This window comes from Bacillus cereus group sp. N14 (assembly GCF_016483555.1).
GTDB lineage: Bacteria > Bacillota > Bacilli > Bacillales > Bacillaceae_G > Bacillus_A > Bacillus_A wiedmannii.
In genome coordinates this window covers 68226-92848 of the sequence record NZ_JAEHBQ010000007.1, presented here as the reverse complement: position 1 = coordinate 92848, position 24623 = coordinate 68226, and the positions used below count along the sequence as shown (strand labels likewise).

Genomic DNA, 24623 nt, shown 5'->3' with positions numbered 1-24623 from the left:
CCTATGTAGTAAGTTATAGGGGGACGATAGATGAACATTCGGCAACTAGCGCTGCAAAATATAAAAGGAAATTGGCGTAATTATAAAGTGTTTTTCTTAAGTAGTTGTTTTGCGATATTTGCGTCTTTTGCATACATGTCTGTCATTGTACATCCGTATATGCAAGAGACGATGTGGTATCAAAACGTACGCTGGGGACTTATCATATGTAATGTTATAATTATTTCTTTTTTCGTCATATTTATTTTGTACGCTACTTCTATTTTCATAGAGGCACGTAAGAAAGAATTAGGATTATATATGTTAATGGGAGCAACGAAATCTAACGTAATAGGAGTGATTATGACCGAGCAAATATTGATCGGGGTATTTGCTAATATTTTCGGTATTGGGCTTGGTATAATCTTTTTAAAGCTCTTTTTCATGGTGTTTAGTATGTTACTGGGGCTTCCGAAAGAACTCCCTGTCATATTTGATGTGAGAGCAATTGGGGGAACGTTTATTACGTATATGTTCGTATTTGTTGTTTTATCTTTTATAAGTGCTTTACGAATATGGAATATAAAAATCATTCGGTTATTGAAAGAATTTCGAGCAGATAAAAAAGAGAAGAAAACATCAATGTGGCTTTGTATATTCGGCTTTATTTGTTTAGGGATAGGATATGCGTTAGCGTTACAAGCGACGGTGACAACGATAGCATTCTATTTTTTCCCTGTGTCTATACTTGTCTTTTTCGGAACGTATTTTTCTTTTACACACGGCACTGCTCAAATATTAGAAATGATAAAACGAAATAAAAAGATTATGTATACATACCCGTATTTATTTATAGTGAATCAATTGTCACATCGAATGAAGGAAAATGGTCGTTTTTTCTTTCTAATGTCAATGGCAACGACGTTTGTAGTTACGGCAACAGGTACGGTATTTTTATATTTTTCTGGTATGCAAGATATGTGGCGGGGCGGGGGAGTACACTCATTTTCTTACATAGAAAAAGGTACTTCTTCTCATGAAGTCTTTGCGGAAGGTGCGGTTGAACAATTATTGCATCAATATGGGTATAATGATTTTCAAACTATGAGTTTTGTTGGAGTGTATGCATCTTTTCAGTCCAATAAGGGAGAAACAGAAGTAGCGCCGCTCATTAAAGAAAGTGAATACAATCAAGAGGCAAGAAAACAAAAACAGAAAACGTATCATCCTAAAAAAGGAACAGTTACACTCGTTTATTATAGTAAATACAATCATCCGTATATGTATGATCAAAAAGAGATTCAATTGCAAGTAATGAATCAACCATATCAATTCGTATTTAACGGTCAGAAAGAAGGGGTTCAATTTAACCATCATCCTTCGTACATTAATGGTCTGTTCTTCGTTATGAATGATGAAGATTTTGACAGTATAGCAAATCAGGTTCCTGATTCTGAAAAAATGATATATAGAGGCTACACATTACCAAATATCGAAAAGACGAAGAAATTAAATGAAGATTTACGGAAACATATGAAACAAGATAATAATGCATTTCGAAGCAATATGGAGTTATATGTAAATATGAAAGAAGGCGGCGATATTACTCTATTTTTAGGCTCATTTATTAGTATATTATTCTTTCTTACTTCATGTAGCATCGTATATTTTAAATGGTTTCATAACATTTCATCGGATCGTAAAGGGTACGGGGTGCTCTCTAAGCTTGGAATGACGAAAGAAGAAGTGTGGAAAATTTCCCGTTGGCAATTGTGTATGCTATTTTTTGCGCCAATTATAGTAGGAAGTATGCATAGTGCAGTTGCGCTATATACGTTTCATAATACGATCTTTATGGATGGTTCATTAAGAAAAGTAGGCTTGTTTATTCTGTGTTATATCGCTGCATGCATCGTTTATTTCTTTTTCGCTCAAAGAGAATATAGGAAACATTTAGACTAGCAAACGCTAGTCTTTTTTAAATATTCGAAATTTAAATAGAAGAATATAAAAAAGTATGGTATAACAGTAAGAAAACGAAAAAGAGGGGAAAAGACGATGATTCGAGTAGGATATTTAGGACCGGAAGCAACATTTACAAATATGGCGGTGAGTCGTTTTTTTCCGGAAGCAGAGCATGTACCGTATCGCACGATTCCAGACTGTATTGATGCAGCTGCAAATGGAAATGTAGACTTCGCAGTTGTACCGTTAGAAAATGCCATAGAAGGTTCAGTGAATATAACGGTTGATTATCTTGTACATGAGCAGCCGCTCTCCATTGTAGGAGAAATTACAGTACCAATTCAGCAGCATTTACTTGTACATCCGCAGTATGCAGAAGTGTGGGATGAAGTATATGCGGTGCATTCTCATCCGCATGCCATTGCACAGTGCCACAAGTTTTTAAATGAAGAATTAAAAGGAGTAACTGTTCGAGATATGACATCAACAAGTGCTGCTGCGCAATATGTGAAAGAACATCCTGAAGAAAAAATCGCTGCCATTGCAAATGAAGCGGCCGCAGAAAAATACGGTTTAACAATTGTAAGGCGTGATATTCATACGCACAAAAACAATCATACACGCTTCCTAGTGCTCCATAAGAAAAAGAAAACCATACTCCCAAATAACGGAGAAAACCGCGGAGAGAAAACGACGCTTATGATAACGTTACCTGCTGATTATGCAGGGGCACTATATCAAGTGTTATCAGCTTTCGCATGGAGAAAATTAAATCTATCAAAAATCGAATCGCGTCCGATGAAAACAGGACTAGGAAATTACTTTTTCTTAATTGATGTCGATAAAGCATACGATGATGTATTATTGCCAGGCGTAACGATGGAACTTGAAGCGCTCGGTTTTTCTGTTACTGTGCTGGGGAGTTATTCTTCTTATTGGTTGTAAGAGAGGTGGATGAACTGTCGACATTTCCCTTCTAATTGCTGGTATAATTTCATCGGATAATACATTTTGTGATAGATAAATAGAATCCCACCTATAAATGGTGGGATTCTATTTATTTTAACTTCGCAAGACGATCCTCTAACTGCCCACGCCAAATATCGGCTAGTTCTGGAACGGCAAGAATCTTTTCGATGCCATCTTTATTTTTTCTATTATGAAAATAAATTTCGTTAGAGAACAAGACAGAAACATTGCTCGGTTGACGTTCTAGTAATGTAATTTTTGAATCTTTACGTACGTTACCTTCTTGAAGAACACGGCATAGGTAGCCAGTAAATCCAGTTGCTACAATGCGCGGCAGTATGCCAGGAATACCAAGGCGTTTTGAAATTGTGCTACAAGGTACTCTCGCTTGTGTCACTTGAATGATTGCTTCACCTAGTTGATATGTATCTCCGATGCAAACATCACGCTCTAACATATTTGTTACGGTAATGTTTTCGCCAAATGTGGAAGCTGGAAGCGTAGTTTGAAATTCTTCTTCCCATAGTGCGTAATGTTCGTGTGGGTACACACAAACTGCGCGGTCAGGTCCCCCATGGTGTTTTAAATCCGCTACATCATCACCACGAAATCCATCTTTTGAGAGAAAAGCTTCTTCTGCAAGTTCTTTACATATACCAGTAATCATTTCTTTATCTTCGCTATATTTCATTTGTTTTGGTTTGCCAATGCTAAAGTGAACGAGTTCAATTCCCATGTTTGAGCCCCTTTACAATTGATTACAATATTATATCACTAAAAAAGCACAGAGAATGATAAAAACTCTGTGCTTTACATGAATTAATAAACGAGAAATCCTGCTTTATCTAGTGCCTCGCAAGCAGCATCTAACTTTTCTTTTGAATCTGCCTCAATTGTATGTAAGTGAATACCATCTGTTAGTTGCGAAAGATAGGAAGCATTCGTATTTTCAATTTTTTGTAAATATTGCTCTACATCAAAGCGATTGCTTACCATGATGGACGCTGTTAAGTCACCGTATACAGGATGCTCAACTTTTACATCTTTAATCGTAACGCCGTGGTCAACAAGCATTGTAAGTTCTTGACGTACTTCCGCTGGTTTATGTTGGCATACAATTACGCGTTCGAAAGCTTGTTGTTTCTCTTGTGGTTTTAAATATAAATACCCTTGAGCAGTCGCAATAATTGGTTCGTTTCGTGCTTTAAGCAAGGAAATATCTTGCACGATAACTTGTCTACTTACATTTGTCTTTTTCGATAGTTCATTCCCAGATAACGGTTCATTTGCAGCGAGAAGCCACTGAAGGATAAGTTGTCGTCTTTCTTCACCTAAAATCTTTTTTTGTTCATTTTGTTTCATTATGATTTAACACCTCTATAAAATTGATTTCCAATTGTGTGTAGTGCATGAATAGTAGTATCAATTTGATCTTTCGTTGTTTGTTGTCCGAAAGAGAAGCGAACATATTGTTTTGCCTCTTCATACGTTTTTCCAATTGCAAGCATTGTTTTCGAAGGTTCTTGTTTACCGACTTGGCAAGCACTTCCAGTGGAAATGGCAATACCATGGCGATTACATTCTAGCATTGTATATTGACCTTCTATTCCTTTTATTGTAACCCCAACAATATGTGGTAAACAAGAAGTAGAATGACCTTCTACTTGAATTTCTAGAGGAAGCGCTTGTAAATGTCTTAAAAAGTAGGATCGTAACTCTTTAAAACGTAAGCTCTCTTCTTGTTGATTTTTTAATATATTCTCAGCAGCTGTTAAAAAAGATGCGATGCCAGGAACGTTTACCGTACCTGGGCGAAATCCTTTTTCATGAGAAGTTCCCGGAAATATTTGTGCCCAGCGAACTTGGGGATTTATATAGCAAGCGCCAACACCCTTTGGTCCGTATATTTTATGTGCTGAAACAGAGAGACTATCAATTCCCATCTCAAAAACATTGATAGGAAGTTTACCAAATGTTTGTACACAATCTGAATGAAATAAAACGTTATATTTTTTTAAAAGTGCCCCGATCTCTGTGATGTTTTGAACGGTTCCGATTTCAGAGTTTCCATGCTGTATGCTTGCTAGAACAGTATTTTCTGTAATAGCTGTTTCTAAATCTTCTAAATGAATTAGCCCGTCTTCATCAACAGGTATTTCAGTAATGGTATACCCTTCTGATTGTAATGATTGAAAATAATTTCGAATGGATGCGTGTTCCATAGGTGTCGTAATAATGTGCTTCTTATTTCGAGCATTGAGAAGGGATTGAATCGCAAGGTAGTTGGATTCCGAGCCACCGCTTGTGAAGAATGCCCCTTGTTCCTTTCCACCAATCATTTCAGCAAATGTTTTTCGGCAAACTTGTAATAAAGAAGAGGCTGTTCCTCCAATATCATGTAAACTTTGTTCATTTCCGAAGTATTGCGATGCTGCTTTCATATATGTGTGTAATGCTTCTTCACTCATAGGTGTAGTAGCTGCATAGTCAAGATATATCATCATGTAAGTTCCTCTCCCTAGTAAGAGTTACATTTCTTGTATTTTTTAAATGGTAGTGAAAATAAGAATTATAAAAAAACTCTTGTCATTATTTTAAAACTATGTAAATATAGGTGTCAAGACAGTTGAAAAGTGTAAAGTAGGAGGCAACAATTATGCCAAGTGCAGATGTCTTAATTATTGGAAGTGGCGTTGCGGCACTTCGTGTTGCGAAAGAGATTTGTCACGAAAAGAATGTGATTATTATCACAAAGGAAAAAAATCGTAATAATAATACATATTTAGCGCAAGGTGGAATTGCCGCAGCGGTTGCTACATATGACAATCCAAATGATCATTTTGAAGATACGTTAGTAGCAGGATGTCATTATAACAATGAAGATGTGGTCCGTTATTTAGTCGAGGAAGGACCGAAAGAAATGAATAATCTCATTGAAAATGGAATGAAATTTGATGGAGATGAAACGGGTCCTCATCTTGGAAAAGAAGGCGCACATCGAAAGCGTCGTATTTTACATGCAGGTGGCGATGCAACAGGAAAGAATTTATTAGAGCATTTCATTCAAGAAGTAGCTCCGCACGTTACGGTAGTGGAACAGGAAATGGTGCTCGATTTTATTATAGAAAATGATAAATGTGTTGGAGTTTTAACAAGAACTAGTGAAGGGAAGTTGAAGCGTTACGTTGCAGAGTATACGGTGTTAGCAACAGGTGGGATTGGCGGTTTATACGCCTTTACTTCTAACGATAAGACAATTACGGGTGATGGACTTGCGATGGTGTACCGCGCAGGCGGGGAGCTCGTAGATTTAGAGTTTGTACAGTTTCATCCAACAATGTTATACGCGAACGGGCGATGCTGCGGCCTCGTCTCTGAAGCTGTCCGTGGTGAAGGAGCTGTCCTTATGAATGGAAAAGGGCAGCGTTTTATGATGAATATACACCCTGATCACGATCTCGCACCACGTGATGTAGTAGCAAGAGCGATTCATGAGCAGCTTTTGGCGGGTGAACAAGTGTATGTAAATATCGAGTCTATTCAAAATTTCGAAGGACGTTTTCCGACTGTATCATCATTGTGTGAAAAGAATGGTGTCGATATAAATGAAAAACGCATTCCAGTCGTACCCGGTGCTCATTTTCATATGGGCGGCGTGAAAACGAACTGTGATGGGGAGACGTCCATTCCAAATTTATATGCGGTTGGTGAAGTAGCTTGTAATGGTGTTCATGGAGCAAATAGATTAGCAAGTAATTCATTATTAGAAGGTCTTGTGTTTGGAAAAAGAATAGGACAACATATTTTAACGAAAGCGACAAAAGAAAGCTGGAACAACGTGGCTGGGAAGGAAAAGAAGTTTATCGTTCTGAATCATTTGCCGGCGAAAGAAGAAATACAAGAATGCATGATGAAATATGTTGGGATTGTGCGAACAGAGAAAAGTTTATCTTATGCAAAGAGATGGCTTAGTAAGTACGGTGTTCGAAATATGATATTACAACATGATGTTCTTACAAATGAAGAGATAACGCTTATTAATATGTTAACAGCCTGTGAGCTTATAGTCGTGTCAGCTTTGCAAAGGGAAGAAAGTATTGGTGGCCATTATCGAAGTGACTATCCAGATAGAAATAGCGTAAAAAAAGAGATCGTTCGAGTGAAAAGAAAACTACAACTTGTGTGATGAAGGGAAGAGGGGCTCTATGAACACGATAAAAGTGAAAGAAGCATTAAATCGATTTTTTCTAGAAGATATAGGAGAAAGAGATGTAACATCTCAGCTTATTTTTCCAGACAATGTACTTTCAAAAGGAACGTTTCTTGCGAAGGATACAGGTGTCTTTGCGGGGCGTTTAGTAATTGAAGAAGGATTTAAATTAATTGATGAAAGAATTGAAGTGGAGCTTCATAAAAAAGATGGAGATTTTGTAGAAAAGGGCGAAATAATAGCAACTGCGCAAGGACCAATTGCTTCGTTATTGACGGCAGAGCGCGTTATATTAAACGTTATCCAGCGTATGAGCGGGATAGCTACGATGACACATAAAGCTGTTCTTGCTTTAGATAGCGGCCATACACGTATTTGCGATACGCGAAAAACGATGCCAGGGCTACGCATGTTTGATAAGTATGCAGTCGTGTGCGGAGGTGGATTTAATCACCGTTTCGGTTTATATGACGGTGTCATGATTAAAGACAATCATATTGCTTTTGCTGGTTCTATTACGAAAGCTGTTACATCGGTGAAAGAAAAATTAGGACATATGGTGAAAGTAGAAGTGGAAACAGAAACGGAGGAGCAAGTGAGAGAGGCTGTAGCTGCTGGTGCAGATATTATTATGTTTGATAACCGTACGCCAGATGAGATCCGGGAGTTTTCAAAGATTGTACCAAGTGCCATCGTTACGGAAGCATCAGGAGGCATTACAATTGAAGATTTATCGAAATATGGAAAAACAGGGGTCGATTATATTTCACTTGGAGCGTTAACACATTCAGTGAAAGCACTTGATATTAGTTTCAATATTGAGGCGTAAGGAAAGTGGCTTAGAGGGGGGAGAAAGGAATATGAGTATTTTAGAAAAAGTGCAACCGATTGAAACGATGTTACCAGAGCGTTATTACACGATGACAACAGAAGAAATGGAAAAGCGTGTTCGTGAAATTAAAGCAAAAATGGGGAAAACACTATTTATTCCAGGACATCATTACCAAAAAGATGAAGTGGTACAATTTTCTGATGCAGCAGGAGATTCACTTCAGCTTGCACAAGTTGCAGCGAGCAATAAAGAAGCGAAATATATTGTATTTTGCGGTGTACACTTTATGGCAGAAACAGCAGATATGTTAACGACAGATGATCAAATCGTTATTTTGCCAGATATGCGTGCAGGTTGTTCGATGGCAGATATGGCAGATATTGAACAAACAGAAAGGGCATGGAAAGAGCTCGCAAAATTATTTGGAGATACGATGATTCCGTTAACATATGTTAACTCTACAGCTGCAATTAAAGCGTTTTGTGGTCGTAATGGCGGAGCAACAGTAACTTCTTCTAATGCAAAACAAATGGTGTCTTGGGCGTTTACACAAAAAGAGCGTCTTGTCTTTTTACCGGATCAACATTTAGGAAGAAATACAGCATACGATTTAGGTATCCCATTAGATAAAATGGCAGTATGGGACCCACATACAGATTCATTAGAGTACGATGGAGATATAGAAGGAATTCAAGTGATTTTATGGAAAGGGCATTGTTCGGTTCATCAAAACTTTACAGTGAAAAACATTGAGAATGTACGGAAGAATCATCCGGATATGAATATTATTGTACATCCAGAATGTTGTTATGAGGTTGTTGATGCTTCGGATTACGCAGGATCAACGAAATATATTATTGATATGATTGAGGCAGCGCTACCTGGAAGTAAATGGGCAATTGGTACAGAGATGAATTTAGTGAACCGAATTATTCAGCAACATCCAGATAAAGAGATTGTTTCACTTAATCCATTTATGTGTCCGTGTTTAACGATGAACCGAATTGATCTGCCGCACTTATTATGGGTGCTTGAAACGGTAGAAAGAGGAGAAGAAATTAACGTTATTAGCGTAGATAAACAAGTGACTGAAGAAGCGGTTCTTGCATTAAATCGTATGTTAGAGCGTGTGTAAAGCAACGGTATTTCTGTTGCTTTTTTTCATGCATATAATCATAACGAGAACAAAATGGGCATACATTGTTTTGAAGAAATCATTGCGATTTTCTTATGCTTATTCCACTTCTAATGATATTGAAAATCGAAGAAGTGATACAAGTGAAAAGAAGTTAGCGTTATTTAGAAAGGGTTACTTCATGAGATTTGTTACTTATAGATAAGTTATACAGGAGGGGGAAAATTTGAAAATTCATATCGTGCAAAAAGGGGATACCCTTTGGAAAATTGCGAAAAAGTACGGAGTAGATTTTGATACGTTGAAAAATACAAATACACAACTTAGTAATCCAGATTTAATCATGCCAGGTATGAAAATTAAAGTACCATCAAACAGCGTTCACGTGAAACAACATGCTGGAGCAGGTTCATCACCTCCAAAACAATACGTAAAAGAAGTACAACAAAAAGAATTTGCAGCAACGCCAACTCCGCTTGGAATAGAGGATGAGGAAGAAGTTACGTATCAATCAGCGCCAATTACACAGCAACCTGCTATGCAACAAACACAAAAAGAAGTGCAAGTAAAACCACAGAAGGAAATGCAAGTGAAACCACAAAAAGAAGTACAGGTAAAACCGCAGAAGGAAATGCAAGTGAAACCACAAAAAGAAGTACAGGTAAAACCACAGAAGGAAATGCAAGTGAAACCGCAAAAAGAAGTACAAAAAGAAAAGCCAATTCAAATGGAAAAACCAGTTGAAAAACCGTCTGTTATTCAAAAACCAACTGTTATAGAAAAACAAAAACCAGCAGAAAAAGAAAACACAAAGTTTTCGGTAAATGTATTACCACAGCCGCCGCAACCACCAATAAAAGCAAAAAAAGAATATAAAATTTCAGATGTAATTAAAAAAGGAAGCGAGTTAATTGCTCCTCAAATTACTAAAATGAAACCTAATAACATCATTTCTCCGCAAACGAAAAAAGATAACATAGTGTCACCACAAGTGAAGAAAGAGAACGTAGGAAATATAGTATCACCGCAAGTGAAGAAAGAAAATATAGGAAATATAATATCACCGCAAGTAAAGAAAGAGAATGTAGGAAACATAGTATCACCACAAGTAAAGAAAGAAAATGTAGGAAACATAGTATCACCACAAGTAAAGAAAGAAAATGTAGGAAATATAGTGTCACCAAATGTATCGAAAGAGAATGTAGTCATTCCGCAAGTAATACCGCCAAATATTCAAGTACCAAACATCATGCCAATGTTGGATAACAATCAGCCACCAAATATCATGCCAATGTTGGATAATAATCAACCACCAAATATGATGCCAATCATGGATAATAAACAAATACCAAAGATCATGCCAATGATGGATAATAATCAACTACCAAATATGATGCCAATAATGGATAACAATCAAATGCCAAATATGATGCCAATCATGGATAATAATCAAATGCCAAATATGATGCCGATAATGGATAATAATCAAATGCCAAATATGATGCCGATAATGGATAATAATCAACCGCCTAATATGATGCCATATCAAATGCCATACCAACAGCCTATGATGCCGCCTAATCCGTATTATCAACAACAAAATCCATATCAAATGCCATATCAGCAAGGAGCACCGTTTGGACCGCAATATACGTCTATGCCAAATCCAAATATGATGCCAATGGATAATAATATGCCACCGCTCGTGCAAGGAGAGGAAGATTGTGGATGCGGAGGAGAGAGTAGGCTATATAGTCCGCAACCTGGAGGGCCACAATACGCGAATCCTTTATATTATCAACCAACTCAATCGGCATATGCGCCACAGCCAGGAACGATGTATTATCAACCAGATCCACCAAATGTATTTGGGGAGCCAGTTTCAGAAGAAGAGGACGAAGAGGAAGTTTAAAAAGGCGGGATTATTCCCGCCTTTTTTGTATGTAGAGTCGTTCTGAAAATGGAAGATTTACATCAAATGTTAGAAAATCCCCAGTGAAATATTAACAGTGTAAAAACCTTCTCTGTTACTCATCATAAGAGGGAGCTTTTCAGAAGAGAAGTTCATTCTAACAGAGGGGGTTTTTGTATTGAATACGAAAGTAAAAGTGATTGCTGCTTCTTTGTTAGTTACCAGTGCATTAGCTGCATGTGGTACACCAAAAGATAACAATGCAATGGATGGACGTAACTACAATTACGAGCGTACATCTTATAATGATACACACCAGTACCGTGATAATGTAACGCGTAACGATCGTTATACAGATTATGTAACATATAGAAATGGTCGTAACGATACAGGGTATAACAATTATTACCGCGATGTAAATTACAACGGTCAAATTGCTAACCCGCATCCAACACGTAATATTACAATGAACAATTCATACATTAACAATGATGGTAAAACAGCAGAAAAAATAACAAATCGTGTAAAGCGTATGAATAACGTAGACCGCGTGTCTACAGTTGTATATGGAAACGATGTGGCGATTGCGGTAAAACCGCGTAATCCAGTATCGAATGAAACGGCACTTGCAAACGAAGTTCGTCAAGCCGTTGCAAATGAAGTTGGAAACAGAAATGTATATGTTTCTGTAAGAAATGACATGTTTACTCGTGTCGATGCAATGAGTACACGCCTACGTAATGGTACAGTTACAAACGATTTTAATCGTGATATAGGGAATATGTTCCGAGACATTCGTTACGGTTTAACTGGTACTATGCGATAGCAAAACAAAAGAGGAAGGGGTAGCCCTTCCTCTTTATTCATCGTTGTCTTGTAAACGACGTTTTTTAATGAAATAACTAATGGAATAAGAAATTAAAAAGCATATGAAGAAAATACTACCTGTTAAAATAGCTTGGAAAAAAGGTCTCTCTGGACTGAAAAGGATATAAATAATAGCTATAATAATTCCAACAATAAGAGAACGTAAGACAAGCTTGTAATAAGGAGTTAAGTTTATTTCCTTTTCACCTTCTTCTACATCGATTGAAACACTTAACTGTAAATAAGCAAGTAAAATACTTGTAAGCATAAATAATAGCCATAATGGAGATTTCGTAATTTGATCCATTCCTTCAGTGAATCCGATATAGCTTAAAATGCCAATTATACCAAGCGATTGAAAAAGAAAGGCAATACGTACGTTTTTTAATGTTTTCAGAATGAGACGTTCATCCTTTATTTTTTTCACAATATCCATCTCCTGTTTATTATGATTTCGCTGTTATATTAATTGTAACATATATATTGCATTTATCAATTTATAATTTACATAAATTCCGTTTGGGTAAAAGAGGAAATAAAATATTTTTATAAACATGTTGCACTTATACTTTATTAATGTTATATTAGCAAAGCGATGAGCTAATTTACGTAAGACGAGAGATATGCTTAAGTGCTAAACACGCGAATGTGGTCGCCTGGTCTCTCGCCGTAAACGCATCAAGACGCCTGCTTTGCAGGCGTCTTTCATTTTATATAAAAACAAATGCTAATGCAGATAAAGATAAAACTTTATCTGTATTTTTTTATTTTCGAGAGAAATGTAATACGGTCATTTATATGGATAAAACCCCCATTTCCGGAAAAACTACTAATGAAAGTTTGATCTTGCCTAAAAGAGGTGAACGGAAATGAAATGGATACTGATTGCGATGCAAGCTTTCGTTATGATGTTTTGTTTCGTTTATGAAACGAATGTGAAGGCGGAAGGGCCAGTACCAGAAGTAACAGAAAAAGAGCCTGAAGTTACAATTTTATTAGAGCGAATGTATGTTGATGGAGAAGTAAGTGAGGAAATCTTTACAGAAAAAGTAGCGGACTTAGAAAAGTTTTTACAGCAATATAAAGAATGGCAGCTCGTTGATCGTGATGATGTGCAAATCGTATTACAAAAGAAAGTTGATGATATTTCTCCATTATTAAAGACGAGCGGTTATTTCGGTGTTTCAGAGGAAGGGATATTACAAATTTTCAAAGGTGTACCGAAAAGTGATAATGCGATTCATTCCTTCTTTCAAATTGATATGAAAAAGCTTGAGAGTTATGAGCGTGCGAAATTGAAGCGTGGTATTCGCATTAAATCAAAAGAAGGTTTTGTGAAGACGATTGAAAAAATGAAGCAATACGCAGTGCAAAGTAAGAAAAAAAGCAGCTCGTGGTGAGCTGCTTTTTTTCTTACTTGTTTTTATCTAAAATTTGTTTTGCGATTTCATCGATTAACATATCTTTTCCGATTGGATTGAAAGCTTTTGTATTGAAGATTTCATTCGATACTTCATATACGTGATTGTTTTTAACTGCTTTATTGTCCTTCCAAACGGCACTGTTTTTATAGTCTTCGTAAACTTTATCAGCTTCGCCGCCAAAGTTTACAATAAACATTTGGTCAGGCTGGAATGCAACAAGACCTTCTAGCGATACTTGTGCCATCGTTTGTTTTAAATCTGTACCTTTTGTTGCTGGAAGTTTTAAGTCATTAAAGATGATGTCACCGTATCCGAAGCTACCGTATACACGGAAGTTTTGTGGTGTAACTGCGACGAACATAAAGTTCTCATCTTTTGTTTTTTCTTTAATTTTTTTAGATAAAGAGTCTGCTTTTTTATCGTAGTCTGCAATCCATTTGTCTGCTTTCTTTTCTTCGTCAAATAGTTTACCTACTTCTTTAAACTTACCGCGCCAGTCTTCTAAGTTTGTTTCTAAAACAACTGTTGGTGCAACCTTTTCTAATTGATCATAGATCTTCAATTGACGATTATTTAAAATAATTAAGTCTGGTTTTAATGCAGTAACAGCTTCTAGATCAACTTTAGGTGCCCAGTACCACCCTACTGCTTTTACTCCGTCTAATTTTTCTGTTAAATGATTTTGGATTTTATCTTTATATGTGTTTGCTGTACCAACAGGTTTGTGTCCAAGAAGTAATAATTCTTCTGTTGATCCAGATAGGTCAACAATTCTCTTTGGATTTACTGGAATTGTAGCTTCCCCCTTAGCGTGTTTTACAACTTTTGTTTTCGGTTGTTCTTTCGCTTTTGATTCTTCTTTTTGAGAAGAACAGCCAACGATAGAAAGAACAACTAGCATAATAGTAAATAAAATAAATAGCTTCTGTTTCATCCTGATGTAACCCCTTTAATTAGTATTGATAATCATTATCGACTTCTGTATATTAAGGTGCTTCATACTTTCTGTCAATGGAAAATAACAGAAGTTTCAAATGGAGAACATTTGTTGGGGTAGTCTCGCTTTTCTATCATTAAATATGTTAAAATGGAATACATGATTTAAGAGGGAGAGATCGTATTTTGTTTGAATATGTTACAGGTTACGTGGAGTATGTAGGACCGGAATATGTCGTAATTGACCATAATGGAATTGGTTATCAAATTTTCACGCCAAATCCGTATGTATTTCAAAGAAGTAAGCAAGAAATCCGTGTCTATACATATCATTATGTGAGAGAAGATATTATGGCACTTTACGGGTTTAAAACACGTGAAGAGCGTTTATTATTTACAAAGTTGTTAGGTGTGTCTGGCATTGGACCAAAAGGTGCACTTGCAATTTTAGCTTCTGGTCAAACAGGACAGGTCGTTCAAGCGATTGAACACGAAGACGAGAAGTTTTTAGTGAAGTTCCCGGGCGTCGGAAAGAAAACAGCACGCCAAATGATTTTAGATTTAAAAGGAAAACTAGCTGATGTCGTGCCAGATGCATTTGTTGATTTATTCTCAGACACAGAACGTTTTGATGAGAAGAAAGGTTCATCAGCTGAGCTTGATGAGGCGCTGGAAGCTCTGCGCGCACTTGGATACGCAGAACGAGAAGTTTCTCGCGTTGTACCAGAGTTATTAAAAGAATCATTAACGACGGATCAGTATATTAAAAAGGCACTTAGTCTTTTACTAAATGGTAAGAGGTGAGTATAATGGACGAACGTCTCCTTTCAGGGGAATCTGCATATGAAGATTCGGATTTAGAATATTCATTACGGCCACAGACGCTCCGTCAGTATATTGGCCAAGATAAAGCGAAACATAATTTAGAGGTGTTTATTGAAGCAGCGAAAATGCGTCAAGAAACGTTAGATCACGTGCTTCTATATGGACCACCAGGACTTGGTAAAACGACGCTTGCCAATATTATTGCTAATGAAATGGGCGTAAATGTTAGAACAACTTCAGGCCCAGCAATTGAAAGGCCGGGAGATTTAGCAGCTGTATTAACAGCGCTTCAGCCGGGGGATGTATTATTTATTGATGAAATTCATCGTTTGCATAGATCAATTGAAGAAGTATTATATCCTGCGATGGAAGATTTTTGCCTTGATATCGTAATTGGAAAAGGACCGTCAGCACGGTCTGTACGTCTAGATTTGCCGCCGTTTACACTAGTTGGAGCAACGACACGTGCGGGGGCATTATCAGCGCCGCTTCGTGACCGTTTCGGTGTACTTTCAAGATTAGAGTATTACACAGTAGATCAGCTTTCTGAGATTGTTGAACGTACAGCAGAAGTATTCGAAGTTGAAATTGATTCGTTAGCCGCACTAGAAATTGCAAGACGTGCTCGTGGTACACCTCGTATTGCGAATCGTTTATTACGACGTGTACGAGATTTCGCACAAGTTCGTGGTAACGGAACGGTTACGATGGAAATTACACAAATGGCGTTAGAACTACTGCAAGTAGATAAATTAGGTCTAGATCATATCGATCATAAATTATTGCTTGGTATTATTGAGAAATTCCGTGGTGGCCCAGTCGGGTTAGAAACGGTTTCGGCAACGATTGGAGAAGAATCCCATACGATTGAAGATGTATATGAGCCGTATTTACTACAAATTGGCTTTTTACAACGAACGCCAAGGGGTCGAATTGTAACACCACTTGCTTATGAGCATTTCGGAATGGAGATACCAAAAGTATGACGGAGATGCCAAAATTGCTTATTACAGCAGGTATCTTACTTATCGTTGTTGGATTAGCTTGGAAGTTCATAGGAAGACTTCCAGGCGATATTTTTGTGAAAAAAGGAAACGTTACCTTTTATTTTCCTATCATCACATGTATTGTGTTAAGTATTGTATTATCTTTTATTATGTATATAATAAATCGATTTAAATAAGAAATAGGTGGATATAGTTATGGATATAAATCTGTTTGATTTTCATTTACCAGAAGAACTTATTGCACAAGTCCCATTAGAAGATCGTGAAACATCAAGATTAATGGTGTTAGACCGTGAAACAGGTGATATTGAGCATAAACATTTTACGGACATTCTTTCTTACTTACATGAGGGAGATTGCTTAGTTTTAAATGAAACCAAAGTAATGCCTGCTCGTTTGCACGGTGTGAAAGAAGATACAGGCGCACACATTGAAGTACTTCTTCTAAAGCAAGAAGAAGGCGATAAGTGGGAAACACTTGTTAAGCCAGCGAAACGTGTAAAAGAAGGAACTGTTATCTCTTTTGGCGAAGGGAAATTAAAAGCAACTTGCACAGGAACTGCAGATCAAGGTGGACGTCATCTTGAATTTTCATATGACGGCATCTTCTATGAAATTTTAGATGAACTTGGGGAAATGCCACTTCCTCCATATATTAAAGAGACGCTAGAAGATCGCGATCGCTATCAAACGGTATATGCGAAAGAAATTGGCTCAGCAGCAGCACCGACTGCAGGACTTCACTTTACAGAAGAGTTACTTGAGAAGTTAAAACAAAAAGGTGTTCAATTAGCGTTCATTACCCTACATGTAGGACTTGGAACATTTAGACCAGTTTCTGCCGATACGATTGAAGAACACCATATGCACGCAGAATATTACCATATGTCTGAAGAGACAGCGGCATTATTAAACCGTGTAAAAGAGAATGGTGGACGTATTATTACTGTAGGTACGACATCAACTCGTACGTTAGAAACAATTGCGACAGATCATGACGGCAAGCTTTGTGCTGCTTCTGGCTGGACAGATATTTTTATGTACCCAGGTTATGAATTTAAAGCAATTGATGGTTTAATTACAAACTTCCATTTACCGAAATCAACATTAATTATGCTTGTAAGTGCATTTGCAAATAGGGATAATGTACTTCATGCTTATAATGAAGCAGTAAAAGAAAAATATCGTTTCTTTAGCTTCGGTGATGCAATGTTCGTTGCATCTCACGCTAAAATGGGAAACAAATAAAAGGAGTAAATTATGACAGCAATTCGTTATGAATTTATTAAAACTTGTAAACAAACGGGTGCCCGTTTAGGACGTGTACATACGCCGCACGGTTCATTTGATACACCAACATTTATGCCAGTTGGTACACTTGCAACAGTTAAGACAATGTCACCAGAAGAATTAAAAGCAATGGATTCTGGTATTATTTTAAGTAATACGTATCATTTATGGCTACGTCCAGGTCACGAAATTGTTCGTGAAGCAGGTGGTTTGCATAAATTTATGAACTGGGACCGTGCGATTTTAACTGATTCTGGTGGTTTCCAAGTATTTAGTTTAAGTGACTTCCGTCGCATTGAAGAGGAAGGCGTTCACTTCCGTAATCACTTAAATGGAGATAAATTATTCTTATCACCAGAAAAAGCGATGGAAATTCAAAATGCATTAGGTTCAGATATTATGATGGCATTTGATGAGTGTCCACCATTCCCAGCTACTTTTGAATATATGAAGAAATCTGTAGAACGTACAAGCCGCTGGGCAGAACGTTGCTTAAAAGCACATGAACGTCCACAAGATCAAGGTTTATTCGGTATCGTACAGGGTGGAGAGTTCGAAGAGCTTCGTCGTCAAAGTGCGAAAGACCTTGTTTCAATGGACTTCCCTGGTTATGCTATAGGTGGTTTATCTGTTGGGGAACCGAAAGATATTATGAACCGTGTACTTGAGTTTACAACACCACTTCTTCCAGATAATAAGCCACGTTACTTAATGGGAGTGGGTTCTCCTGACTCATTAATTGATGGTGCAATTCGCGGAGTTGATATGTTTGACTGCGTACTTCCAACTCGTATCGCTCGAAATGGTACATGTATGACAAGTGAAGGTCGCCTTGTTGTAAAGAATGCGAAATTCGCAAGAGACTTCGGTCCGCTTGATCCAAATTGTGATTGCTATACATGTAAAAATTACTCTCGTGCGTACATTCGTCACTTAATGAAATGTGATGAAACGTTTGGAATTCGTTTAACGTCTTATCACAACCTTCATTTTCTGTTAAACTTAATGGAGCAGGTGAGACAAGCTATTCGTGAAGACCGTCTTGGCGATTTCCGCGAAGAGTTCTTTGAACAGTATGGCTTTAATAAACCGAATGCTAAAAACTTCTAATACATAATTTAAAAGGAGGAACAAAAGATGAATCCAGGTATGATGAATATCGTTATGATCGTTGCGATGTTTGCGATTTTCTATTTCTTATTAATTCGCCCGCAACAAAAGCGTCAAAAAGCAGTTGCTCAAATGCAAAATGAGTTAGCAAAAGGTGATGCTATCGTAACAATCGGTGGTTTACACGGTACAATCGAATCAGTAGATGAGACGAAAATCGTTATTAAATCTGGTGGTTCACACTTAACTTTCGATCGCAATGCGATTCGTGAAGTTGTGAAAAACTAATGAGGAAGGCCCTGCATGAAATGTGCAGGGCCTTTTTTAGTTATTTTGTTTTGACATATTTACCCCGAAAATACCACCGAGTGTACTCGCACCCATTAATGCTAATTGATAAAGTAACTGGGAGTTCGATAAAGTTTGAGAGAAGCCCAAATAGTTAACTAGAAAAACAAGTATGGTGAATGTAAGTCCCGTTGTGAATCCTACTAGCCAACCTTTCCCTTGTGCTTTTTTGCCGGCAGAAAATCCGGATATAAGCATAGATAAAAGAGCTAGTATAAAAATAGCAATAGCTAATGTTCCTTCATTCATATCTGTAAACTTTAATAAAAGAGCCATAACCATGCTAATAATTGATGCAAGAATTAATAAGGTAATAATACCAAAGCCGATTGCAGTTGATAATTTTTTCGTTCCACCCATTTATACATTCCCCCTTTTTAATACAAGCATATTTTCCTTTTGCCTAAGTTAGACTAGTTTCTTTTTGATAGGGGAGTCTATACGTAAAAAAGGAGATGTAGAAATGGAATGGGTATCAATCATTGGCCGGACGATGCTTTTGTATATCATCATATTAATTATTTTTCGTCTTATGGGTAAACGTGAAATTGGAGAGCTAAGTGTATTAGATTTAGTCGTGTTCATTATGCTTGGCGAAATGGCTGTAGTCGCAATTGAAAATACCGATAAATCACTTTGGCACCAATTAGTTCCGATGACTTTTCTGATGTGCATACAAATCATTTTGTCAGTCATTTCACTAAAGTTTCAGCGATTTCGGCATTTAATAGAAGGTGAACCGGCGATTATTATAAATGCGGGGAAAATTGATGAAAAGAAGATGAGAAAGCAGCGTTATAATATAGATGATTTATTGATGCAATTAAGGGAGCAAGGAGTTGGAGATATCCGAGATGTAGAATACGCTATTTTAGAACCATCTGGGAAGTTATCTGTCTTTCAAAAACAAAAAGGTAAACAGGATACATTGCAGTTTACTCTTCCTCTTATTATTGATGGAGAAATTCAATTGAATCATTTACAAATGATTGAACATACAGACGAATGGCTCATTGGAAAATTAAAAAACTTAGGTTATAACGATATCACACAAATTTTATACTGCAGCTTTCAAAACGGACAATTTTTTGTTGATTTGAAAGAAAACTAGAAGCTTACTATATGAAATAGTAAGCCCGATTACTTCAAAAATGAAAGTTTTCGAATGATTGGAAGTCGACTTAACTCTTCTTTTCGAATGATTTTGAAAGTGAAGAGGAGGATGATATAAACGATTGTTGTTAAAGTGATTTCCCATAATGTTTGTACGCCGAGTGAATGAGAGAAAATTATATATTTATGAAGGTAAAAACCGAAAGAGCCCGCAATGCCGATAGCAAGTCCGCCAAAAATGTAGTCTTTTGCGTAAATGGTAAATGTAATTTTCTTTAAAACAGTAGCGTAATGAAGGAATGTTACCGTCACTATATTTGCTGCAATTGCAAGGGCAACCCCCATCATTTGAAAATCTGGCCTTGAAGCTAGTACAAAAATAACGATTAATTTCACGATGGCGCCAATAAATGTATTCATCATTGCAGCTCTTGCTAAGTTTAAAGCTTGTAAAACAGAGGTAAGTGGACTCTGAAAGTAATGAAATAAAAAGCAAGGTGCAAGAAGCTGGATAAATGCTGTTGCACTATCCGATCCATACATAAGAGTTAAAATAGGAGAAGCGAATACGTATAATATAACGACTGACCACCCACCAGTAATTAATGAGATCCGAAGAGCTTGTTGGAGGCGGTGTTCCACTAATTTATGCTGTCTTTTAGCCATTGCTTCACTAATAGATGGAACGAGTGCTGTAGAAAGAGCGTATGTAATAAAGGCTGGCAGTGATAGAAGTGGGAATGCATAACCGTTTAATATACCGTATTGCTGGGTTGCGACAGAGGCAGCAACTCCGGCAATCGCTAAGCTTTGCATAACAACGATAGGTTCAAAAAAATATGAAACGGAACCGATTAAACGACTTCCTGTAGTTGGAAGGGCAATATCCATAAGAGAATAAAATGTACCCTTGCTCTCCTTTACAGTAGTGAAAAATCCAGAGCGTATAGATAAATGTTTTTCGCGCTGGAATAAAGTGAGTAAAAATAATAACGATGCAACTTCACCGAGAACGGCTGATAACATAGCGCCAGCTGCAGCATATTCTACACCGTAAGGTAAAAATAACTGAATGCATATAGCGATAATTGTAATGCGGACAACTTGTTCTATAACTTGAGCATAAGAGCTAGGTTTCATATTTTGTTTCCCTTGGAAATAACCGCGTAAAACAGAAGAAACAGCAATAACAGGAACGACAGGTAAAATGGCCATTAATGGATAGTACGTTCGTTCATCAGTTAATAATGTTTTTGCTAAAATAGGTGTGAGGAGCATAATTCCGATTGTTAAAATGATACTAATAACGGATGTAACAGCTAATGATACTGTTAATATTTTTTTAACTCTTTGTTTATCGTTCACAGCTTCCGCTTCTGCTACAAATTTTGCGATTGCGACAGGAAGGCCGATTTGTGTTAATGTAATTGCTAGAATGAATGTAGGAACGGCCATCATATAAAGGCCAACACCTTCTTCCCCTAAAATACGTGCCATTACAATCCGGTTAATAAATCCAAGGATTTTGGTAATAAAGCCGGCTATCATTAAAATAAATGCGCCTTTTAAAAAGCTTTGTCTCGTCATGGTCTTCTCCTACCTTCTCAAAATCAGTGGAATGATTTACAATAATTTATATGCACGTATGAGACAAGAATGACAAGCATTTAAGAGAGTGAAGTATGAGAGTGCTCTTGAAAGTAGTTATTGCTGTCCATTAGAGCGGGATTAAAAGCGACTTTTCGTGCTGAAATAAGAAGGAGATGTTTATGTATGTTAGAAAAAGAGGCTTTGGTAGAATCATACCGCGGACAGTTACAAGTCGTTTTAGAAAGCAAAGTAGAAGAGTTTCACATGTTCGGTTATGACCGAGTAACAGATAATGATATTTGGAAGTTTCTTAAAGTGAAGAAGTGGAAAAAAATAAACGGTGATGTTAGATTATATGAATTAGTAAATGATGTATTAAGAGTAAGTACTAATGAATATATGAATTATTTAACTGTTGAAGCATATCAAGCACCACTTTGGTCATTTGATGAATATGAAAATAAATAACCGACTGCAATTGGTTTGTTCTTCCTTTTGCAGTATAATGATAGGTATTGATAATGAGGAAATAATTATGTCTAAGATTATATATAAAGGGGGTAGTGAAGAGAAAAAATAAATAATGAAAGTGTAGGTATTGTGAAAAACTTACCGACACAGCTAGTGATGAACTAGCAAAATTATAGAAAGGAAGTCTACTAACTAGGCGTATGCACACGTGTAAAAGTAAATCGTAAGAGATTTATTTAAAGTGTTAGTAGCAGAAAGAGGGTACATATGGCAAAGCGTGGTACGAGAATTGCCGCCTTTTTCCTCATCGTTTTATTAATCGGTGGAGTAATTGGTGCGGCAGGAAAAGACATAGCAAAAGGAATTAGTCTAGGACTAGACCTTCGCGGTGGTTTTGAAATTCTGTATGAAGTAAAACCAGCCAAAAAAGGTGATAAAATCGACCGAGAGGCACTTGTAAGTACAGTAGGTGCTCTTGAAAATCGTGTCAATGTTCTCGGTGTAAGTGAGCCGAATATTCAAATTGAAGGACAAGATCGAATTCGCGTACAGCTTGCTGGTGTACAAGATCAGCAAAAAGCACGTGAAATGTTATCAACACAAGCGAAATTAACATTCCGTGATGTAGATGACAACCTTCTTATGGATGGAACGGATTTAAAAGGCGGCGGAGCGAAACAAACATTTGATGAGCAAGGCCGTGCGAGCGTAGGTCTTACACTAAAAAGCGCTGATAGATTCCGTGAAGTAACTGAAAAAATTTCAAAAATGCCACCACCAACGAATTTAATGGTAATTTGGCTTGACTTTGAAGAAGGAAAAGATTCGTATAAAGCAGAGTCTGCAAAACCGAATCCGAAGTTCTTATCAGCAGCAACAGTAAGCCAAGTGTTTAATCAAGCTGAAGTATCTATCGTAGGTGGAAACTTCACAGTTGAAAGTGCGAAACAACTGTCATCTTTATTAAATGCAGGTGCACTTCCTGTTGATTTAAAAGAAATGTATTCAACATCAGTTGGAGCGAAATTTGGTCAACAAGCGTTAGAGCAAACGATTTTCGCTAGTGCGATTGGTATCGCTCTTATTTTCTTATTTATGCTTGTATACTACCGTTTACCAGGAATTGTAGCGGTTATTATGTTAGGTCTATACATTTTTGTTACGCTACTCGTATTTAACTGGATGCATGCGGTTCTGACATTACCAGGTATTGCGGCATTAGTGCTCGGGGTAGGTATCGCAGTTGATGCGAATATTATTACGTACGAGAGACTGAAAGAAGAGTTGAAAATTGGTAAGTCAATGATGTCAGCATTCCGTGCTGGTAATCATCGTTCATTAGCAACAATTTTAGATGCAAACGTTACGACTCTTGCAGCGGCTGGTGTATTATTTGTTTATGGTAATAGCTCTGTAAAAGGATTCGCAACAAGTTTAATCGTAAGTATTTTAGTTGGTTTCGTTACGAACGTATTCGGTACTCGTTTCTTACTAGGTTTACTTGTAAAGAGCCGTTACTTCGATAAAAAGCCAGGATACTTTGGTGTGAAACAAAAGGATATTATTCCATTAACAAAAGGTGTAGTACACCCACCGACAAGATTTGATCGTATTAACTTCGTAAATATCGGTCATAAATTCCTTGTTTTCTCGATTGTAGTTGTAATTGCAGGTGCAATTATACTACCGATTTTCAAATTGAATCTTGGTATTGATTTTGCGAGTGGTACACGTATCGACTTGCAATCAAAACAAGCACTTACTGTGTCTGATGTTCATAAAGATTTTAAAGAATTGAAAATTGACGTGAAGGAAGAAAATATTGTACCGACTGGAGATGACAATAAAGGATTCGCAGTTCGTACATTAGGTGTTCTATCAAAAGATGAAATTGCAAAAACAAAAACATTCTTCCACGATAAATATGGTACAGATCCAAATGTAAGTACAGTTTCACCGACAATTGGTAAAGAAATTGCACGAAATGCATTTATCGCAGTATTAATTGCTTCTGCGGTTATCATTTTATACGTAAGTATTCGATTCAGATTTACGTACGCATTATCTGCAGTACTTGCATTATTACATGATGCATTCGTTATGGTTGTTATATTTAGTATTTTCCAATTAGAGGTAGACTTAACATTTATCGCTGCAGTGTTAACAATCATCGGTTATTCTATTAATGACTCAATTGTTACATTTGATAGAAACCGTGAATTATACAAACAGAAAAAACGAGTTCGCGATATAAAAGACTTAGAAGAAATCGTAAATGCAAGTATTCGCCAAACGCTTGGTCGTTCAATTAACACCGTATTAACAGTGTTATTCCCGGTAATTACATTACTTATCTTCGGTAGTGAGTCATTACGTAACTTCTCGTTTGCGTTACTTGTTGGATTAGTTGTAGGTACGTACTCTTCTGTTTTCGTTGCTTCTCAAATTTGGTTAATGCTTGAAAACCGTCGTTTGAAAAAGGGCAAAAACAAGAAAAAGGTTGAGAAAGTAGAATCTGAACCACAAGTATAAAAAAGATGATGTCTCTTTATGAGGCATCTCTTTTTTCGTTTGTGGATACAATAAGATAGCAACTTTTTAACAGAAGGAGTATGGGATATGGAAGAAAGTGGTGGTATT

24 protein-coding genes are annotated in these 24623 nt (G+C 36.9%); 17 read left to right on the top strand and 7 right to left on the bottom strand.

Annotated features, from left to right (window positions below):
• Window positions 1-30 precede the first annotated feature (30 nt).
• Entirely contained in the window at window positions 31-1941 is a 1911-nt protein-coding gene (locus tag JDS82_RS12680) for an ABC transporter permease (RefSeq protein WP_199713416.1), read from the top strand.
• 96 nt (window positions 1942-2037) lie between these two features.
• Window positions 2038-2889 (top strand): prephenate dehydratase, encoded by an 852-nt coding sequence (pheA, locus tag JDS82_RS12675; RefSeq protein ID WP_000621715.1) that lies wholly within the window; start codon window positions 2038-2040, stop codon window positions 2887-2889.
• Window positions 2890-3001: 112 nt separating this feature from the next.
• Here the strand turns inward: pheA and JDS82_RS12670 are convergent, their stop codons facing one another.
• From JDS82_RS12670 to JDS82_RS12660, 3 genes are all read right to left on the bottom strand, one after another.
• A complete protein-coding gene (locus JDS82_RS12670; RefSeq protein WP_061672413.1) occupies window positions 3002-3649 on the bottom strand; it encodes an MOSC domain-containing protein in 648 nt (215 codons plus the stop codon).
• Window positions 3650-3732: 83 nt separating this feature from the next.
• On the bottom strand, window positions 3733-4275 hold the full coding sequence (locus JDS82_RS12665) for a transcription repressor NadR (RefSeq protein ID WP_000812272.1): 543 nt from the start codon (window positions 4273-4275) through the stop codon (window positions 3733-3735).
• Window positions 4275-5417, bottom strand: coding sequence for an IscS subfamily cysteine desulfurase (locus JDS82_RS12660; RefSeq protein WP_061672412.1), 1143 nt, complete (start codon window positions 5415-5417; stop codon window positions 4275-4277). The genes JDS82_RS12665 and JDS82_RS12660 overlap by 1 nt, the downstream gene beginning before the upstream one ends.
• Before the next feature lie 152 nt (window positions 5418-5569).
• Between JDS82_RS12660 and nadB the strand changes: the two genes are divergently transcribed.
• The 5 genes from nadB (at window position 5570) to JDS82_RS12635 (ending at window position 11828) form a co-directional block, all read left to right on the top strand.
• Window positions 5570-7099: an L-aspartate oxidase gene (gene nadB / locus JDS82_RS12655; protein WP_001138521.1), complete on the top strand. Its 1530-nt coding sequence runs from the start codon at window positions 5570-5572 to the stop codon at window positions 7097-7099.
• 19 nt (window positions 7100-7118) lie between these two features.
• Complete coding sequence (gene nadC, locus JDS82_RS12650) at window positions 7119-7952, top strand: carboxylating nicotinate-nucleotide diphosphorylase (protein ID WP_199713415.1); 834 nt, start codon at window positions 7119-7121, stop codon at window positions 7950-7952.
• Between the two features lie 31 nt (window positions 7953-7983).
• The gene (gene nadA / locus JDS82_RS12645) at window positions 7984-9090 is read left to right on the top strand and encodes a quinolinate synthase NadA (protein WP_061672410.1); all 1107 of its coding nucleotides are present in this window, start codon (window positions 7984-7986) and stop codon (window positions 9088-9090) included.
• A 226-nt stretch (window positions 9091-9316) separates the two neighbouring features.
• On the top strand, window positions 9317-11002 hold the full coding sequence (safA, locus tag JDS82_RS12640; protein WP_199713414.1) for a SafA/ExsA family spore coat assembly protein: 1686 nt from the start codon (window positions 9317-9319) through the stop codon (window positions 11000-11002).
• Between the two features lie 178 nt (window positions 11003-11180).
• Window positions 11181-11828: a YhcN/YlaJ family sporulation lipoprotein gene (locus JDS82_RS12635; protein ID WP_048565738.1), complete on the top strand. Its 648-nt coding sequence runs from the start codon at window positions 11181-11183 to the stop codon at window positions 11826-11828.
• A 33-nt stretch (window positions 11829-11861) separates the two neighbouring features.
• Here the strand turns inward: JDS82_RS12635 and JDS82_RS12630 are convergent, their stop codons facing one another.
• Window positions 11862-12305, bottom strand: coding sequence for a branched-chain amino acid ABC transporter substrate-binding protein (locus JDS82_RS12630; RefSeq protein ID WP_074651162.1), 444 nt, complete (start codon window positions 12303-12305; stop codon window positions 11862-11864).
• A 433-nt stretch (window positions 12306-12738) separates the two neighbouring features.
• Between JDS82_RS12630 and JDS82_RS12625 the strand changes: the two genes are divergently transcribed.
• On the top strand, window positions 12739-13269 hold the full coding sequence (locus tag JDS82_RS12625; RefSeq protein WP_046956297.1) for a BofC C-terminal domain-containing protein: 531 nt from the start codon (window positions 12739-12741) through the stop codon (window positions 13267-13269).
• A gap of 13 nt (window positions 13270-13282) precedes the next feature.
• Here the strand turns inward: JDS82_RS12625 and JDS82_RS12620 are convergent, their stop codons facing one another.
• On the bottom strand, window positions 13283-14227 hold the full coding sequence (locus JDS82_RS12620; protein WP_000810672.1) for an iron-hydroxamate ABC transporter substrate-binding protein: 945 nt from the start codon (window positions 14225-14227) through the stop codon (window positions 13283-13285).
• Window positions 14228-14415: 188 nt separating this feature from the next.
• On the opposite strand from JDS82_RS12620, the gene ruvA reads away from it, so the two are divergent.
• Genes ruvA through yajC form a run of 6 tightly spaced genes read left to right on the top strand, consistent with a single transcriptional unit; the run spans window position 14416 to window position 18749 of the window.
• A complete protein-coding gene (gene ruvA, locus JDS82_RS12615; protein WP_000464511.1) occupies window positions 14416-15033 on the top strand; it encodes a Holliday junction DNA helicase RuvA in 618 nt (205 codons plus the stop codon).
• A gap of 5 nt (window positions 15034-15038) precedes the next feature.
• Window positions 15039-16040, top strand: a complete 1002-nt coding sequence (gene ruvB, locus JDS82_RS12610) for a Holliday junction branch migration DNA helicase RuvB (protein WP_199713413.1) — start codon at window positions 15039-15041, stop codon at window positions 16038-16040.
• Window positions 16037-16237, top strand: coding sequence for a DUF2905 domain-containing protein (locus JDS82_RS12605; protein ID WP_000138162.1), 201 nt, complete (start codon window positions 16037-16039; stop codon window positions 16235-16237). Before ruvB ends, JDS82_RS12605 begins: the two co-directional genes overlap by 4 nt.
• A gap of 19 nt (window positions 16238-16256) precedes the next feature.
• The gene (gene queA / locus JDS82_RS12600) at window positions 16257-17309 is read left to right on the top strand and encodes a tRNA preQ1(34) S-adenosylmethionine ribosyltransferase-isomerase QueA (protein ID WP_048565737.1); all 1053 of its coding nucleotides are present in this window, start codon (window positions 16257-16259) and stop codon (window positions 17307-17309) included.
• A gap of 12 nt (window positions 17310-17321) precedes the next feature.
• Entirely contained in the window at window positions 17322-18461 is a 1140-nt protein-coding gene (gene tgt, locus JDS82_RS12595) for a tRNA guanosine(34) transglycosylase Tgt (protein WP_000125371.1), read from the top strand.
• A 27-nt stretch (window positions 18462-18488) separates the two neighbouring features.
• Complete coding sequence (gene yajC, locus JDS82_RS12590) at window positions 18489-18749, top strand: preprotein translocase subunit YajC (protein WP_001068064.1); 261 nt, start codon at window positions 18489-18491, stop codon at window positions 18747-18749.
• Window positions 18750-18785: 36 nt separating this feature from the next.
• On the opposite strand, the gene JDS82_RS12585 is transcribed toward yajC, so the two are convergent.
• A complete protein-coding gene (locus JDS82_RS12585; RefSeq protein ID WP_199713412.1) occupies window positions 18786-19169 on the bottom strand; it encodes a TIGR04086 family membrane protein in 384 nt (127 codons plus the stop codon).
• Window positions 19170-19272: 103 nt separating this feature from the next.
• On the opposite strand from JDS82_RS12585, the gene JDS82_RS12580 reads away from it, so the two are divergent.
• Complete coding sequence (locus tag JDS82_RS12580; protein ID WP_199713411.1) at window positions 19273-19920, top strand: DUF421 domain-containing protein; 648 nt, start codon at window positions 19273-19275, stop codon at window positions 19918-19920.
• 29 nt (window positions 19921-19949) lie between these two features.
• Here the strand turns inward: JDS82_RS12580 and spoVB are convergent, their stop codons facing one another.
• Complete coding sequence (gene spoVB, locus JDS82_RS12575) at window positions 19950-21509, bottom strand: stage V sporulation protein B (protein ID WP_199713410.1); 1560 nt, start codon at window positions 21507-21509, stop codon at window positions 19950-19952.
• Between the two features lie 186 nt (window positions 21510-21695).
• On the opposite strand from spoVB, the gene JDS82_RS12570 reads away from it, so the two are divergent.
• Together JDS82_RS12570 and secDF are read left to right on the top strand one after the other, a co-directional pair.
• Complete coding sequence (locus tag JDS82_RS12570; protein WP_048562231.1) at window positions 21696-21980, top strand: post-transcriptional regulator; 285 nt, start codon at window positions 21696-21698, stop codon at window positions 21978-21980.
• 270 nt (window positions 21981-22250) lie between these two features.
• Entirely contained in the window at window positions 22251-24515 is a 2265-nt protein-coding gene (gene secDF, locus JDS82_RS12565; RefSeq protein ID WP_048562232.1) for a protein translocase subunit SecDF, read from the top strand.
• The last annotated feature ends 108 nt before the right edge of the window (window positions 24516-24623 follow it).

Excerpts from the sequence above, each read along its gene's own strand:
- JDS82_RS12680 (WP_199713416.1), top strand. The coding sequence starts at position 31 with ATGAACATTCGGCAACTAGCGCTGCAAAATATAAAAGGAAATTGGCGT.
- pheA (WP_000621715.1), top strand. The coding sequence starts at position 2,038 with ATGATTCGAGTAGGATATTTAGGACCGGAAGCAACATTTACAAATATG.
- JDS82_RS12670 (WP_061672413.1), bottom strand. The coding sequence starts at position 3,649 with ATGGGAATTGAACTCGTTCACTTTAGCATTGGCAAACCAAAACAAATG.
- JDS82_RS12665 (WP_000812272.1), bottom strand. The coding sequence starts at position 4,275 with ATGAAACAAAATGAACAAAAAAAGATTTTAGGTGAAGAAAGACGACAA.
- JDS82_RS12660 (WP_061672412.1), bottom strand. The coding sequence starts at position 5,417 with ATGATGATATATCTTGACTATGCAGCTACTACACCTATGAGTGAAGAA.
- nadB (WP_001138521.1), top strand. The coding sequence starts at position 5,570 with ATGCCAAGTGCAGATGTCTTAATTATTGGAAGTGGCGTTGCGGCACTT.
- nadC (WP_199713415.1), top strand. The coding sequence starts at position 7,119 with ATGAACACGATAAAAGTGAAAGAAGCATTAAATCGATTTTTTCTAGAA.
- nadA (WP_061672410.1), top strand. The coding sequence starts at position 7,984 with ATGAGTATTTTAGAAAAAGTGCAACCGATTGAAACGATGTTACCAGAG.
- JDS82_RS12630 (WP_074651162.1), bottom strand. The coding sequence starts at position 12,305 with ATGGATATTGTGAAAAAAATAAAGGATGAACGTCTCATTCTGAAAACA.
- JDS82_RS12625 (WP_046956297.1), top strand. The coding sequence starts at position 12,739 with ATGAAATGGATACTGATTGCGATGCAAGCTTTCGTTATGATGTTTTGT.
- JDS82_RS12620 (WP_000810672.1), bottom strand. The coding sequence starts at position 14,227 with ATGAAACAGAAGCTATTTATTTTATTTACTATTATGCTAGTTGTTCTT.
- ruvB (WP_199713413.1), top strand. The coding sequence starts at position 15,039 with ATGGACGAACGTCTCCTTTCAGGGGAATCTGCATATGAAGATTCGGAT.
- JDS82_RS12605 (WP_000138162.1), top strand. The coding sequence starts at position 16,037 with ATGACGGAGATGCCAAAATTGCTTATTACAGCAGGTATCTTACTTATC.
- queA (WP_048565737.1), top strand. The coding sequence starts at position 16,257 with ATGGATATAAATCTGTTTGATTTTCATTTACCAGAAGAACTTATTGCA.
- tgt (WP_000125371.1), top strand. The coding sequence starts at position 17,322 with ATGACAGCAATTCGTTATGAATTTATTAAAACTTGTAAACAAACGGGT.
- yajC (WP_001068064.1), top strand. The coding sequence starts at position 18,489 with ATGAATCCAGGTATGATGAATATCGTTATGATCGTTGCGATGTTTGCG.
- JDS82_RS12585 (WP_199713412.1), bottom strand. The coding sequence starts at position 19,169 with ATGGGTGGAACGAAAAAATTATCAACTGCAATCGGCTTTGGTATTATT.
- JDS82_RS12580 (WP_199713411.1), top strand. The coding sequence starts at position 19,273 with ATGGAATGGGTATCAATCATTGGCCGGACGATGCTTTTGTATATCATC.
- spoVB (WP_199713410.1), bottom strand. The coding sequence starts at position 21,509 with ATGACGAGACAAAGCTTTTTAAAAGGCGCATTTATTTTAATGATAGCC.
- JDS82_RS12570 (WP_048562231.1), top strand. The coding sequence starts at position 21,696 with ATGTTAGAAAAAGAGGCTTTGGTAGAATCATACCGCGGACAGTTACAA.
- secDF (WP_048562232.1), top strand. The coding sequence starts at position 22,251 with ATGGCAAAGCGTGGTACGAGAATTGCCGCCTTTTTCCTCATCGTTTTA.